Annotated in this window: 12 protein-coding genes; 10 read left to right on the top strand and 2 right to left on the bottom strand. The window is 60.9% G+C overall.

The genetic code is table 11. The features are described 5' to 3' along the window. Both ACILSE_RS03710 and ACILSE_RS03705 read left to right on the top strand, forming a co-directional pair. Nucleotides 1-381 (top strand): hypothetical protein, encoded by a 381-nt coding sequence (locus ACILSE_RS03710; protein WP_395716004.1) that lies wholly within the window; start codon nt 1-3, stop codon nt 379-381. Nucleotides 382-594: 213 nt separating this feature from the next. Then, nucleotides 595-759: a hypothetical protein gene (locus tag ACILSE_RS03705; RefSeq protein WP_395716003.1), complete on the top strand. Its 165-nt coding sequence runs from the start codon at nt 595-597 to the stop codon at nt 757-759. Nucleotides 760-829: 70 nt separating this feature from the next. Here the strand turns inward: ACILSE_RS03705 and ACILSE_RS03700 are convergent, their stop codons facing one another. Together ACILSE_RS03700 and ACILSE_RS03695 are read right to left on the bottom strand one after the other, a co-directional pair. Further along, nucleotides 830-2,134 carry a serine/threonine-protein kinase gene (locus ACILSE_RS03700; RefSeq protein WP_395716002.1) on the bottom strand — a complete coding sequence of 435 codons (1,305 nt, stop codon included), beginning with the start codon at nt 2,132-2,134 and terminating at the stop codon, nt 830-832. Between the two features lie 45 nt (nt 2,135-2,179). Further along, entirely contained in the window at nt 2,180-3,934 is a 1,755-nt protein-coding gene (locus ACILSE_RS03695; protein WP_395716001.1) for a serine/threonine-protein kinase, read from the bottom strand. Nucleotides 3,935-4,041: 107 nt separating this feature from the next. Here ACILSE_RS03695 and ACILSE_RS03690 point away from each other — a divergent pair, with 107 nt between their 5' ends. From ACILSE_RS03690 to ACILSE_RS03655, 8 genes are all read left to right on the top strand, one after another. Further along, the gene (locus tag ACILSE_RS03690) at nt 4,042-5,856 is read left to right on the top strand and encodes a right-handed parallel beta-helix repeat-containing protein (RefSeq protein WP_395716000.1); all 1,815 of its coding nucleotides are present in this window, start codon (nt 4,042-4,044) and stop codon (nt 5,854-5,856) included. Between the two features lie 12 nt (nt 5,857-5,868). After that, complete coding sequence (locus ACILSE_RS03685) at nt 5,869-6,660, top strand: hypothetical protein (protein WP_395715999.1); 792 nt, start codon at nt 5,869-5,871, stop codon at nt 6,658-6,660. Between the two features lie 547 nt (nt 6,661-7,207). Continuing rightward, nucleotides 7,208-8,950 carry an L-arabinonate dehydratase gene (araD, locus tag ACILSE_RS03680; RefSeq protein WP_395715998.1) on the top strand — a complete coding sequence of 581 codons (1,743 nt, stop codon included), beginning with the start codon at nt 7,208-7,210 and terminating at the stop codon, nt 8,948-8,950. Between the two features lie 128 nt (nt 8,951-9,078). Beyond that, nucleotides 9,079-9,690, top strand: coding sequence for a hypothetical protein (locus ACILSE_RS03675; RefSeq protein WP_395715997.1), 612 nt, complete (start codon nt 9,079-9,081; stop codon nt 9,688-9,690). Then, entirely contained in the window at nt 9,687-10,736 is a 1,050-nt protein-coding gene (locus ACILSE_RS03670; protein ID WP_395715996.1) for a right-handed parallel beta-helix repeat-containing protein, read from the top strand. The genes ACILSE_RS03675 and ACILSE_RS03670 overlap by 4 nt, the downstream gene beginning before the upstream one ends. 32 nt (nt 10,737-10,768) lie before the next feature. Continuing rightward, nucleotides 10,769-12,001, top strand: coding sequence for a sialidase family protein (locus ACILSE_RS03665; protein ID WP_395715995.1), 1,233 nt, complete (start codon nt 10,769-10,771; stop codon nt 11,999-12,001). After that, nucleotides 11,982-12,998 carry an alkaline phosphatase D family protein gene (locus tag ACILSE_RS03660; RefSeq protein ID WP_395715994.1) on the top strand — a complete coding sequence of 339 codons (1,017 nt, stop codon included), beginning with the start codon at nt 11,982-11,984 and terminating at the stop codon, nt 12,996-12,998. The genes ACILSE_RS03665 and ACILSE_RS03660 overlap by 20 nt, the downstream gene beginning before the upstream one ends. Continuing rightward, nucleotides 12,995-14,002 (top strand): succinylglutamate desuccinylase/aspartoacylase family protein, encoded by a 1,008-nt coding sequence (locus ACILSE_RS03655; RefSeq protein WP_395715993.1) that lies wholly within the window; start codon nt 12,995-12,997, stop codon nt 14,000-14,002. Before ACILSE_RS03660 ends, ACILSE_RS03655 begins: the two co-directional genes overlap by 4 nt. The last annotated feature ends 5 nt before the right edge of the window (nt 14,003-14,007 follow it).

Here is a 14,007-nt window from a genome sequence, read left to right as displayed (position 1 = left end):
ATGATCCGGTACCTCACAGCCTTCCTTCTCAGCTTTTGCATCGCCCTGCCGGTGTGCTGGTGCTGCGCAGGCGAGAGCCAGAAGCCGGAACAAACCGCCTGCTGCGCCATGAGCGGACATTGCGGTGATGAATCTTCCGCGCCCCAAAAAGACGACAAAAAATGCCCCTGCGCCAGGCACGAAGACATGCGGGATTTGACCGTCACGGCGGTCAAAGCGCCTGTTCCTGAGTTAAAGCCGTTGTTTCAGCCCGCGTGGCACGAATCCACCGCCAGGCCGGCTTTCACCGCTTCCAGCAGCCAGATCGCGCCCCGTCACGATCACGGGCCGCCGCGAAGCACGCCGCCGGTTTATGCGCTGCACTGCGCCCTGCTTCTTTGAAGAGAAAAAGCCTCCTTCTCGAAGTCAGACGCACCGGGCAGTGATCACTCTTTTTTCTCGCGGCCGCTGACAGCGCCGCATCCAGACGCCTGCCCGGCCGTCTGGCCTCACCGCCAGTTCGATTGCCAGTTCATGGCAAAACCGGCCAGCGCATGCCTGCGACGCGTGCCGGTCATCTCAAGCGGGCAACACCAAAGCAAAACACACAACATCATGAAAACCATCCTCACACTCATCGCCGCGGCCTCCGTCGCCGCATTGTCCTCCACCGCCCTCGCCGCCGGCAAAGCCTGCGAAAAGTGCTGCAAGGACAACTGCGCCGCCTGCTGCAAGGAAAAGGGCAAAGCCTGCGGCAAAGACTGCTGCAAGGGCGAATAACCCGCGCCGAAAACCACGCCGCCGCCTGGAAACAGGCGGCGGCTTCATTTTTGTGCCTCGTGTCACACAGCTACTTTTCCGCAGCCTGTTTGAGCGCCCTTAATGAGGGTTCTCCAGCCAGCTTTTCCAACGCGGCGTTCACGACGACCGCACGGCGCGCCGCCTCGGCCCGCTCCTTCATTTTTGACTGCAACGCCGTGTTCAATGCCGAGCGCAGCTTTTCGGCCGTGGCCGGACTTCTATCAGCTCCGCTGGCCTTCCAGTCCTCCGTGAAGGATTGAAGCAGGCGCGTGAGCTCGGGATCGCTTTTATCCAGAGTGGTGATCACCGAGCGGATGTCATCTGAAGTCACTTCCTCTGAAGCGGTGGAGGTGGAGGAGCCCTTTTTGGATGAAGGCCAGAAGATAAGCGCGAGGAGCGCCAGCAACACCACACCGACAAACGAAAAGGTCAGCACCATCTGCTGCTTCTGCGACATCGCCGGCGCCTTTTTCTTCTGCGGCGCGCCCTTCGGCCTGGAATCGGCCATTTCGGGCACCGCCACGCCCGCCTCCTGTTTCATGGCTATGTTAATATGCGCGCGGAACTCGCCGGCGTCCTGGTAGCGTTTGTCAGGGTCGGGATGAATGGCCTTGGCGATGATCTCATCCCAGCGCGGCGAAACCTTTGCATAGATGGTCACCGGACGGCGTGGCGTCTCCGGCACACGGCCGGTCAGCATTTCATAAAGCACCACTCCGACGGCAAAAATGTCCACGCGATGGTCCGTCACGCTGCCGCCGCGGATTTCCGGCGCGGCGTAGTCCGGCGTGCCCATCGGGTTGTCCTCTTCCGCCTCGTTCGGCGGTCTGGCGAGGCCGAAGTCGGCCACCTTCACATGGTCGGCGTCATTGACCATGATGTTCCCCGGCTTGATGTCACGGTGGATGATGCCGTGCTCGTGGGCGAAGCTCAGCGCCTCGCAGAGCTGCATGGCCAGGTTGGTCGCCTTGCGCAGCGGCAGGGTGGTTTTGTGGATCAAATCATGCAGCGATTTACCCTCGATCCACTCCATCACGAGATAAAGATGGCCGCCCGGCGTCATGCCGAAGTCATAAACGCCGACGATGTTCGTGTGGTTCAGCTTTGCCATCGCCCGCGCCTCGGTCTTGAAGCGCTCGGCGAAGGCCGGCTCGGCACCAAACTTGGGCGGCAGGATTTTCACCGCCACGCGGCGCGCCAGACTTTCCTGATAAGCCTTGTAAACCGCACCCATGCCACCGCAGGCCGCGAGTTTTTCAAACTTGAACTGCGGGAGGTACGCGGACATCTCATCGATGCTCGGCACATCGAAGGTCGGGGCGTCTTGGGAGGGATTGGGCGCGTTTTCGGACATAATGCTGGATTATGCGCGCTGGCAGCCTGCCAAGACGAGAAAAAATTACGGCGCTCGCGGGGAGGAGACGCTCTCGGCCACGGCCTGCTTCAAGTCTTTCAATGAGGGCGCGACGCGCAGTTTCGCCAGTTCCGCGGCCACGGCCTCGGCTCGTTTCGCCGCCTCCGGGCTGCCCGCAGCGGTGCGTTCCTTCGCCTTCGCCAGCACCAGTTCGCACTGCGCGGCGCGCATCTTCTGTGCGGCGGCGTCCGAAACGGATCGGATGGCTTCCATCTGCGCCGCGTAGGTCTTGCGCAGGCTTTGCAGCACCGATGGCCAGGCGGGGTCCGGCTCGTTCAAGGGCTCTTTATTGGCCACGTGGGAGATTTCGCTCAGAATGTGATCCCGCTGCTCCGGCATGAGTCCGTTCAAGCTGCGCTGCAAAGCGGGAATGTACTTCGCGTCCAGTTCCTTCACTTCCGGTTCGGTGTCGATCTCGGGATTCGCCGCCCACTCGTCACCAAAGGCCGTCACCAGTTTTGTCAATTCGGGGTCGCGCTCCTCCAGCTTCAAAATGGCCTCCAGCGGATTTTCCGGCACGGGAACCGGCGGCGTGGTGGCCGGTGCGGGCATCGACGCTGGCGAGGCAGCGGGCGCGGCGGCCATCGCGGGCTCCGGCGCTTTTTTCTCCGGCTCTTTGGCCGGCATCACCACGACGGGTTCTGCTTTCGGCTCCGGCTGCGCCATCTTGTCCGGCTGATTGCCTTTTGACGGCACGGCTTTTTGCTGCTCGGCATCCGTTGCCTTGGAGGAGGCATTTTTGCGCTTCCGCGGCTCAGGCTCCGTTTCTGCTTTGAACATCGAACCCAGCACGACACCTACCAGCACCACCGCCGTGCCGACGAGCACCAGGTGCAGCGGCTGGAGCGCGGGCTTCACCTTCGTCTCCTCTTCCACCACGACGGGAACTGCCTCCGCCACCGGCACGGCCGCCGCTTGCGCGGCCTGGCTGATCAGATGCACGATCTGGGCGCGGAAATCACGCGCGTCCTGGAAGCGCTTCTCAGGCTCGGGATGCGTGGCCTTGCCGATCAACTCATCCCAGCGCGGTGAAACCGGCGCGAACTCCGTCACCGGACGTCGCGGCTGCTGCGGCACGCGGCCGGTCAGCATCTCATAGAGCACCACTCCGGCCGCGAATATGTCCACCCGCTGGTCCACCGCGCCTTTGCCCAGAATTTCCGGCGCGGCGTAGTCCGGCGTGCCGTACGGATTTTCCTCCGCCTCGCCGGTGATCGGTCGCGCGAGGCCGAAGTCGGCCACCTTCACCTGGTCGTCCTCGGTGACCATGATGTTGCCCGGCTTGATGTCGCGGTGGAGGATTTTGTGCGTATGCGCGTATGACAGCGCGTCGCAGAGCTGCGCCGCCAGGTGCGCGGCCCGCTTCACCTGCACGCTGCCCTTCTGGATGATCTCGTGCAGCGTATGGCCCTGCACCCATTCCATCACGAGATAAAGGTGCCCGCTCTTCGTGATGCCGAAGTCATACACCGCCACGATGTGTGTGTGGTTCAGCTTCGCCATCGCACGAGCCTCGGCCTTGAAGCGGTCCGCAAACTCCGGCTCCGCGCCGAACTCCGGCGGCAAAATCTTGATCGCCACCGGCCGGTCCAGGCTCTGCTGCTTCGCCTTGTAAACCGCACCCATGCCTCCAAAGGCCGCCAGCTTTTCAAACTCATATTGCGGCAGAAGCGCGGCCATCTCCTCGACGCTGGGCACGTCAAACGGCGGTTGGTGAGTGGCGGGGGCTTCCTGGGACATGAAAATGGCGGCGGACAGTATCGAAACGCGGCCAATCGGCGAGTAAAATCACCTCAAGTCAACGATCCGGCTCTTGATGACGCCTTCGTACGCCCGACACTCCCGGGATGATCCGACTCGCCTTCTGTTTCTTCTTCATCAGTTCGACGATTTTCGCCGCCGACCTCGTTTTAAAGCCCGGCAACCTCCCCGCCGTGCTCGAACAGGCCCGCAAGGCTCCAAAACCCGTGCGCATCGTCGTCGAGGATGGTGTGCATCCGGTCACGGAAACGATCACTCTCGGCAAAGACGACTCGCAGGTGACCTGGAGTGGCAAAAACGCCGTCTTCATGGCTGGAAAGCCAATCACCGGCTGGGTCAAAGAAGGCGCGATGTGGAAAGCCCCGCTGCCGGACAAGGCGTGGAAGTTTGAGCAGCTCTGGATCAATGGCCGCCGCGCCACGCTGGCTCGCTCGCCGAACAAAGGCTACCACCACATCACCGAGGCCGTCGGCGCGGGTGTGTTCCCGGATTTGAAGGAGAACATGAACTTCCACGCCTTCAGCATCCCGGCGGAGCAGTTCGAGGTGCTCAAAGGCATCCCACAGGCCGAACGAGACGACGTTTTGCTCACCGTGACGCATGCCTGGGCCGTGGGGCAGTGCCGCATCAAGGCATTGAATGACGAAGCACTCGCCGTGCAGATCAAAGGCCGGGCGCGGTATCCCTTCGTCGAGTTCGAACCGGATCAGCGCTTCTGGATGGAGAACTATCGCGCCGCTTTGGATGCACCGGGCGAGTGGTTTCTCGACAAAGCGAAGGGCGAGGTGCTTTACCTGCCGCTGCCCGGCGAGGACATGACGAAGGCCGAAGTCATCGCGCCCATGCTGACGAAGTTCATCGTCATGAAAGGCGCTCACGACGTCCGCTTCGAAGGCATCTCGTTTCAATACAGCCAGCATCTGTATCCCGCCGAGGGCCTGCAAGACGGCCAGGCCGCGACGACGAGTGATGGCTGCATCGAGATCGAGGACTCACGCAGCATTCACTTCGAGAACTGCGAGATCGCGCACACTGGCCTGCACGGCATCTGGTTCAAAAACGGCTGCGCGGATTCCTCCGTGAAGCATTGCCACCTCCACGACCTCGGCGGCGGTGGCGTGTATGTCGGCGAAACAGGGCGGCCCAATGAAGAGCGCGTGAATCATCACATCGTCGTCGATGATTGCATCATGCAGCACGGCGGACGGCTGCATCCGAGCGCTTGCGGCGTGGTCTTCACGCACACGCAGCATTGCGCGGTCACGCATTGCGACATCGGCGATTTTTACTACACCGGCATCAGCGCCGGATGGAACTGGGGCTATGGCGACACGGCCTCGCGTGAGACGCTGGTGGAGAACAATCACATCCATCACCTCGGCTGGGCATATCTGAGCGACATGGGCGGCTTCTACGGTCTCGGCACCTCTCCCGGCACGATTATTCGCGGCAATCACGTCCATCACATCGCCAGCCATCGCTACGGCGGCTGGGGTCTCTACAATGACGAAGGTGCCACCGACACGCTGATGGAAAACAACCTCGTCCACGATACCTGGAACGCCGGTTTCCATCAGCATTACGGCTACTTCAACACCGTGCGGAACAACATCTTCGCCTTTGGCAACTCCGCGCAGATCCAAGCCAGCCGCAACGAAGCCCGCCTGCGCTTTCGCTACATGAACAACATCGTCGTGTGGGACCCCGCATCGCCCTTGCTCGATGGCGGCGAATGGAACTGGAAGTTCTTCGACAAGATCGATCGCGGCGATCCGAAGGACAGCCTCATCTTCCGCAAAAACCTCTACTGGCCCACCGACGGCAAAATCCCCGCGAAGCTCACGAAGTCGCATTTCTCGTGGGACGAATGGCGCAAGATGGGCCGCGACCGCGAAAGCTAGTTTGCGGACCCGATGTTCGAAGACATCGCGAAACGCGACTTTCGCCTCAAACCCGGTTCTCCGGCCGAAAAGCTCGGTTTCAAGCCCTGGGACCTCACCTTGGCCGGAGTCCGCAAAACCGACGCGAAGTGGCATGAACTCGCCGCGAAGGGTCACGACTATCCAACGTGGCAAACCGACGCCAAACCCTGGCCTGCACCGCCTTACAAGGTCGATCAAAGCTTCGAACGCGCCTCACTTGGCACACTCGGCATTCGCAACGCCAAATACTCCACCGAAAACAAAGGCGAGAGCATCGGCGTGACCGACGAAACCGGCTCGCCCATCGGCGGAGCGTCGAAGCGCAGCCTCAAAGTGCAGGACGTTTCCGGCTTGAAGCACAGCTACGACCCCGTGCTCGACATCTACCCCAAGTGGGCCGAGTCCGGCACCTACCACGTCAGCTTCGACATCATGGCGCAGGAAAGCGCCGAGTGGTTCTACGAGATGCGCGTGAAAGGCGGCGAGTTCGCCGCCGGCCCCTATGTGCGTTATCAGAAAGGCAAACTCGTCGCCAACAACGGCAAGAGCATTTCATTGGCCAACATCAAGCCCGGCGAATGGTGCCGCATAGCCATCACCGCCACGACCGGCGCAGGCAAGTATGACCTCACCCTCACCCGCGAAGACGGCACGAAGAAGGAGTTCAAAGACATCCCCTGCAAGCCAGAATGGAACGCCGCCAGCTACCTGCTCTTCAGCTCGCTGGCGGACAAGAAGACCGCTTACTTCATCGACAACGTGAAGCTGGAGCAGGCCAACTAGCTGCGAGTGGCAGTCGTAACTGTTGCGCCAAATCGATTCGATTGGCCTGTTGAAAGGATAAATAAGGAAATAGTCCCACAAACGGTCAGGGCGTGGGCGAGCACTCCCAGAGCAGTTTGCGGGCGCTCGTAAATGTCGTGCCGGGCGCTCAACGCCGCCCCGCACAACCGCTTCATGCGTGTGAGGAGCCGAGCGACGGGGCACAGGCTGTACCGCAAGCCAGCGTCTCCCAAACCCTTGCTTCTTGAGCCTGCGTTAGGGCATTGGTGGTCGATGCACCCTCGCTGCCTTGCCGTCCACCCGGTGGATAAACGGCTTGATCAAGCTGTGCGCTCCCCACGTCTCCCGGCAATGATCATGCACTCGCCCGCCGTGGAAAAGAATCAATTATCTGCTTTTTATCTGATGGATCGAACTTCCAAGCTTGGGTTAATCACACAAGACTGTGCTCACGTCTGAATTTGAGAAAAACGTGAGGAATCTGCTGCAAGGGAGCTAACTCCAAAGCATGCTGTTAATACTCTGAAATCCTGCCCATCCTGCCCCAATGTCCTCCCCCATCACTCCCTCCCGCAAAACTCCTGAACAACTCCGCTCCTGGCGCTGGTATGGCCGCGATGAGCTGCGCTCCTTTGGCCACCGTTCCCGTGCAAAGCAGGCGGGCTGGGGCAACGAGGACATCGTGGGCAAGCCGATCATCGGCATCCTGAATACCTGGAGCGATCTGAACTCTTGCCACATGCATTTGCGCCTCACGGCGGACGCAGTGAAGCGCGGCGTGCTCCAGGCGGGCGGTCATCCGATGGAGATCCCGGTCATGTCGGTCGGCGAGATGCTGACGAAGCCGACGGCGATGTTTCATCGCAATTTTTTGGCGATGGAGACGGAGGAAATGCTCCGCGCGAATCCCATCGACGGCGCGGTGCTGCTCGGTGGTTGTGACAAATCCACGCCGGGACTGCTCATGGGCGCCTTCAGCATGGACATCCCCGTCATCTACATGCCCTGCGGCCCGATGATGAAGGGCAACTGGCGCGGTGAGACGCTCGGCAGCGGCAGTGACGTGTGGAAATACTGGGATGAGAAGCGTGCGGGCAATCTGAGCTGGGGCCAGTGGTGCGAGATCGAGGACGGCATCGCCCGCAGCCCCGGTCATTGCATGACGATGGGCACCGCGAGCACGCTCACTGCGTTGGCGGAGACGCTCGGCCTCGTGATGCCGGGTGCTTCTTCGATCCCAGCCGTGGACAGTGCGCACACACGCATGGCTGCCGCCGCGGGCCGCCAGATCATCGAGAACGTTTGGCTCGATCGCAAACCGTCTGGCATCGTCACCGAGAAGTCGTTCGAAAATGCCATCGCGGTCGATATGGCGCTCGGCGGCAGCACGAATGCCATCGTGCATCTCATCGCCATGGCCGGACGTCTCGGCATTCCGCTTCCGTTGGAGAAATTCGACGAGATCAGCCGCAAAGTGCCGCTTTTGGCGAATCTGCGTCCCGCGGGCAAATACCTCATGGAGGAGTTTTTCCTCGCCGGCGGCCTCACCGCATTGCTGAACGGCATGCGTGAGCTTTTGCACACGGACGTGGCCACCATCACCGGCAAGACGCTCGGCGAAAACATCGCCGATTCGATCATTCACGACGAAGACGTCATCCGCACGCCGAAGAATCCGCTGCAGCCCGATGGTGGCACCGCCATCCTGCGCGGCAACCTCTGCCCGAACGGCGCGGTGATCAAACACGCCGCCGCCACGAAGGAACTCTGCACGCACAAAGGTCCTGCGCTCGTCTTTGACAGCTATCCCGAGATGAAGGCCGCCATAGAGGACATGAACCTCGATGTGACGAAGGACACCGTGCTCATCCTGCGCAATGCGGGGCCGGTGGGTGCTCCCGGCATGCCGGAGTGGGGCCAGCTCCCGATTCCGAAGAAGCTCATCCTGCAAGGCATCCGCGACATGGTGCGCCTGAGCGACTGCCGCATGAGCGGCACCAGCTACGGCGCGTGTGCGCTCCACATCGCGCCCGAAAGCGCCGTCGGCGGCCCGCTCGCCCTCGTGAAGAATGGCGACCTCATCGAACTCGACGTTCCCAACCGCAAACTGCACCTCCACGTCAGCGATGAGGAGCTCGAAAAACGCCGCGCCGCCTGGAAACCCGCGCCGCAACGCTACCACCGCGGCTACGCGAAGCTCTTCGTCGAGCACGTCACGCAGGCCGACCAAGGCGCCGACTTCGATTTCCTCCAGCACGGCCCTGCGGTGCCGGAGCCGGATATTTTTTGATTTTACCATGAACTCCGATTCCGCTGGGATGCTGCTACTCTCCTGCCGTCATTCGCCACCGACGGATCGCCCAAGGAAACTGCATGGGAAGAAGCAACGCATGCAGTGCGTTCTGCAATCACACATCCATGCGTCGCCTTCTCTTTCTTCAATTTCTGCTCGTCAGCGCGGTTTTCGCTCAAGCCGCAGACACTCAACCTCTCGTGGACAAAGCCCTTTCTGCCGTCGGCGGGAAGGACAAGCTGCTCAAGATTTTCCGCATCAAGGAGATCTTCCACTTTGGCAGCACACCTGAGCCTGCCGAGGGCAAAAAGCGCTCCACGCGCGAGTCCATCCTCTCCCAGCCGGACAAGTGGTGGATCAACAAAAAAGAACGCGGTGCTGAACCAGCCAAAGATGACGTGCGTGCGTGGTCGCTCGACTTGCTCGTCGATCCCAAATCGAAGGTCGAGGTCGTCCCCGACCTCACGGATGAAGGTAAAACCTGCTTTGGCCTCCAAGTCAGCGGCAGCGTCGAGCCAGCGATGAAGTTCTACTTCGACAAGGAAACCAACCTGCTCCACCGCCTCGACTGGCGCGGTGATTTTTACCGCTTCAGCGACTGGAAGGAGCACGACGGCCTTAAATTCGCGAGCAAGACGATCATCTTCAAACTCAAGGACGGCAAACCCTGGTTCTTCCACGAGGTCACCGAGATTGAGCGCCTCGCCCAACTGCCCGAAGGTCTCGCCAAGCCATGAGGGCGCTGCTGTTCTTGGTCTCAGTCACGTTCGCCACGGCCGATGAAATCATCGTGCGTGATGCTGATTCCCTCCGCGCCGCTTTGCGTGATCTAAAGCCCGCAACCACGCTCAAAATCGCCCCCGGCGACTATCCTGGCGGTCATCATGTGAGCAGCATCGAAAAGCTCACCATTGAGGCGCTTGATCCGAAAAAACCGCCGCATTTCAAAGGTGGAGCCAACGCATGGCACTTCTCCCGCTGCAACCACCTCACGCTGCGCAATATCCGCCTCAGCGGCCAGACGGCCAACGGCCTCAATCTCGACGACGGCGGTGATCTGGCGAATCCGGTCACCGGCATCACGATTGAGCACGTCGAGATCAGCGACATCGGCCCGAAGGGCAATCATGATGGCATCAAGTGCTCAGGCCTCGACAAACTCACGATCCGCGAATGCACGATCACCGGCTGGGGAGGGCAGGGAATCGACTTTGTCGGCTGCCATCAGTCGATGATCACTGGTTGCCGTTTCACCGGCAAAGAAGGCTTCACGGCCAGTGCCGCCGTCCAGCTCAAAGGCGGCACCAGCGATGTGATGGTCGAAAAATGCCATTTCACGAATGCGGGCGAGCGTCCGCTGAACATCGGCGGCTCCACGGGCATGCCCTTCTTCCGACCGCAGGGAGCGAAACACGAAGCAGCTCGTATCATCGCCCGCGACAACATCATCGAAGGCAGTTTATGCGCTGCCGCGTTCGTCGGCGTCGATGGCGCTGAGTTCAGCGGCAACACGATACTATTCCCGACGAAGTGGATCTTCCGCATTCTTCAGGAGACGAAGGAGCCCGGTTTTGTGCCTTGCCGTGATGTGCTCCTCAAAGACAACCGCATCGTCTTCCGTCGCTCCCAAGTGCAGATCGAAGTCAATATCGGTGACGGCACCGCCCCCGAGACTTTCCGCTTCGAGAACAACCGCTGGTTCGCTGAGGACAGGCCGGAATCCTCGAAGCCCAGGCTGCCCATCGAGGAAAAGAACGGCGTTCACGGTGTTGATCCGCGTTAGGTCATCATTCTGCGGGCCGTTTGTTCCGCACCATGATCCTCCGACCACTCGCCGTGCTTTTGCTTGTCTTCTCGTCTGCCTTCGCGCAGACGAAGCTGCAAAAGGCCGACGTCACCCTCGCGCCACCCAAGAACCTCAAAACAACCCTCCCGCCCGGTTACACCATTCCCATCGTGGACATCAGCGGCGAGACGCAGCGGCAAATCATCGTCGATCGCGAAAAAGGCCAGTATCTCGGCCATCCGACGACCGTGCTGCTCGAAGACAACAAGAGCATGCTCACCGTCTATCCAAAAGGCCACGGCCGCGGTGCCATCGTTTACAAGCGCAGCGAGGACACCGGCCTCACCTGGTGCGAGCGACTGCCCACGCCGAAGTCCTGGGAAACCTCGCTCGAAGTGCCCACGCTGCATCGCACCGTCGATGCGAGCGGGAAGAAGCGCCTCATCATGTTCAGCGGCCTGTACCCCATTCGCATGGCAGTTTCTGAGGACGATGGCGCGAACTGGGGCGAGCTGAAACCCATCGGCGACTTCGGTGGCGTCGTCACGATGGCCACCGTGCTCGATTTGAAGACACCTGGGCACTACCTCGCGTTCTTCCACGATGACGGCCGCTTCATCCGCGGTGGCGAAGTGGAGAAATACCGCATCAAAAGCCCGCACGTGCCGGATTACTCGTCTGCGACCGCCAAACCGTGGCGGTTCTGGGTTTACACGACCTTGAGCAAAGACGGCGGTCTGACGTGGAGCGTGCCCGCGCCCATCGCAATGCTTCCCGACGCGAATCTCTGCGAACCCGGCGCATTGCGCTCGCCCGATGGCAAACAGATCGCCGTCCTGCTTCGCGAAAACAGCCGCAAGCACAACTCATTCGTCATTTTCAGCGACGACGAAGGCCTCACGTGGTCGCAGCCGAAAGAACTGCCCGCTGCGCTCACCGGCGATCGTCACGTTGCGAAATACGCGCCCGATGGCCGCCTGTTTGTGAGCTTCCGCGACACCACACACGTCAGCGCGACGAAAGGCGACTGGGTGGGCTGGGTCGGCAAATACGACGACATCGTGAACGGCACCGAAGGCCAATACCGCGTTCGCATCATGGACAATAAGAAAGGCCAGGACACGACCTATCCTGGCGTCGAACTCCTCCCCGACGGCACCTTCGTCACCACCACCTACGGCCATTGGACCGAAGGCGAGGAAGCTTATGTCGTCAGCGTCCGCTTCAAACTGGAGGAACTCGATGCCAAACTTCGCAAGTAACCGCCGCCGCTTCATCGCCGGACTTCCCGCCCTTGGATTGCTTTCCGTGCATGCGGAAGAGTCCAAGCCGCTCGAAAGCATCCTTTTCGGCTCCTGTCTCGACACGCATGACCATCCCATGCTCGACCGCGCCTTGTTGCTGCCGCGGGACCTCTTCATTTTCATGGGCGACAATGTGTATGCCGACAAAGGCGGCATCCCCATGATGCAGGAGAAGTATGCGCTGTTGAAAAACAGCCGCTTCTTCCGTGGACTCAAGAACAAGCCCATCCTCGCCACGTGGGATGATCACGACTTCGGCCTCAATGACGGCGGCAGCGAGTATGCGCAGAAAAAAGAGGCGCAGGTCGAGTTTTGGAACTGGCTCGACGAACCTGCCGACTCACCGCGTCGGAAACAGGAGGGCGTTTATCATGCGCAGAGCTTCGGACCGGCTGGAAAGCGTGTGCAGGTCATCCTCCTCGATACGCGCTACTTTCGCAGTGCGCTCAAGAAGGTGCCGAAGGAGAAAGCGATGCTTGGCGGCACTTCGGTGCCCACGGACGATGAAAACACAACCATCCTCGGCGCGGCGCAGTGGGCTTGGCTCGCGAAAGTGCTCCAGGAGCCTGCTGAACTGCGAATGGTCGTCTCCAGCGTTCAATTCGCTCCCGAAGCACACGGCGGCGAATGCTGGGCGAATTTCCCGCATGAGCAAAAACGGCTGCTTTCGCTCGTCCAAGGCCACCAAGCCGTCGTTTTGAGCGGTGATCGGCATTGGTGCGAGTTTTCGAAGAACGGCGTCTTCGACTTCACCTCCAGTTCGATGACGCAAAAGCATCCGCGCGGCACACCGACGCCCAACAAGCACCGCATCGTGCCGAGAACCTATCATCTGCCGAATGTCGGCCTGCTGAGCATCGACTGGGCCGCGCAAAGCATCACCGCGAAGATCTTTGGCGAGGACGAAGCAGCGAAAATCGAGCTGCGAGTGCCGTTCAGTGAGCTGCGCTCATGATTCACACCGCTCTCGACTTCGACAAACCCGGCAAGCAGCAGGGCTTCCTGCAGGTGCCGTATTCTCATAACCTCGGCGGCTGGGCGAATGTGATGGTCCCTATCACCATCGTCACTCGAGGCAAAGGACCAACGGTGCTCGTGCTCGGCGGCAATCACGGTGACGAGTATCAGGGCCAGATCGCCATCATGAAGCTCGCGCGCGAGTTAGAGGCGGAAAAGGTGAGCGGCAGGCTCATTTTGATCCCGTCGCTGAACTTTCCCGCAGCTCGCACGAGCACCCGCTTGTCGCCGCTCGACGGCATGAACATGAACCGCGCCTTTCCCGGCGACGCGGAGGGGCCGGTGACGAGCCAGATCGCGCATTACCTGCGCACGGTGCTGTTTCCGCTCAGTGACGCGGTCATCGACATCCACAGCGGCGGTCGCAGCATGGAGTTTGTGCCGTGCTCGCACATGCATCTCGTGCCGGATCGTGAGCAGCGCCGCCGCATGTATGATGCCATGCTCGCCTGGGGCACGGATTTTTGCTTCATCTACGCCGACATCGCCGGCAGCGGCTTGTTGCCCGTCGAAGCCGAGAACCAAGGCAAAACCGTCGTCACCACCGAACTCGGCGGCGGCGAGTGCATTCCCGCCAGCGTGCATCGCATCGCCCAAAGCGGCCTGCGCAACGTGCTCGCGCATCTCGGCGTGCTCAAAGGCCGCGTCACACCGCGCGAAAAGCCGCCGATCCTCACTCAGGCGCTGAACCGCGAGGACTACATCCTCGCGCCCGAGTCCGGCATCTTTGAAATCGCGCTCGATCTCGGTGCGAAGGTGAAAAAAGGGCAAACCGTCGGCTGGATTCATCATCTGGAGCGTCCAGACCGCGCGCCCGAGCAAATCGTGGCTGCGAGCAGCGGCCACCTCATCACGATGCGGGCGCCGTGTTTGACGCAGCAAGGCGATGGCGTGGCGGTGATCGCGAAACAGGTCAGCGAACGCGACGTTCTGCGCGGCTGACGTCG

It is taken from the genome of Prosthecobacter sp. (assembly GCF_044236155.1).
Lineage (GTDB): Bacteria > Verrucomicrobiota > Verrucomicrobiia > Verrucomicrobiales > Verrucomicrobiaceae > Prosthecobacter.
This window is presented reverse-complemented; position numbering and strand designations above follow the sequence as displayed.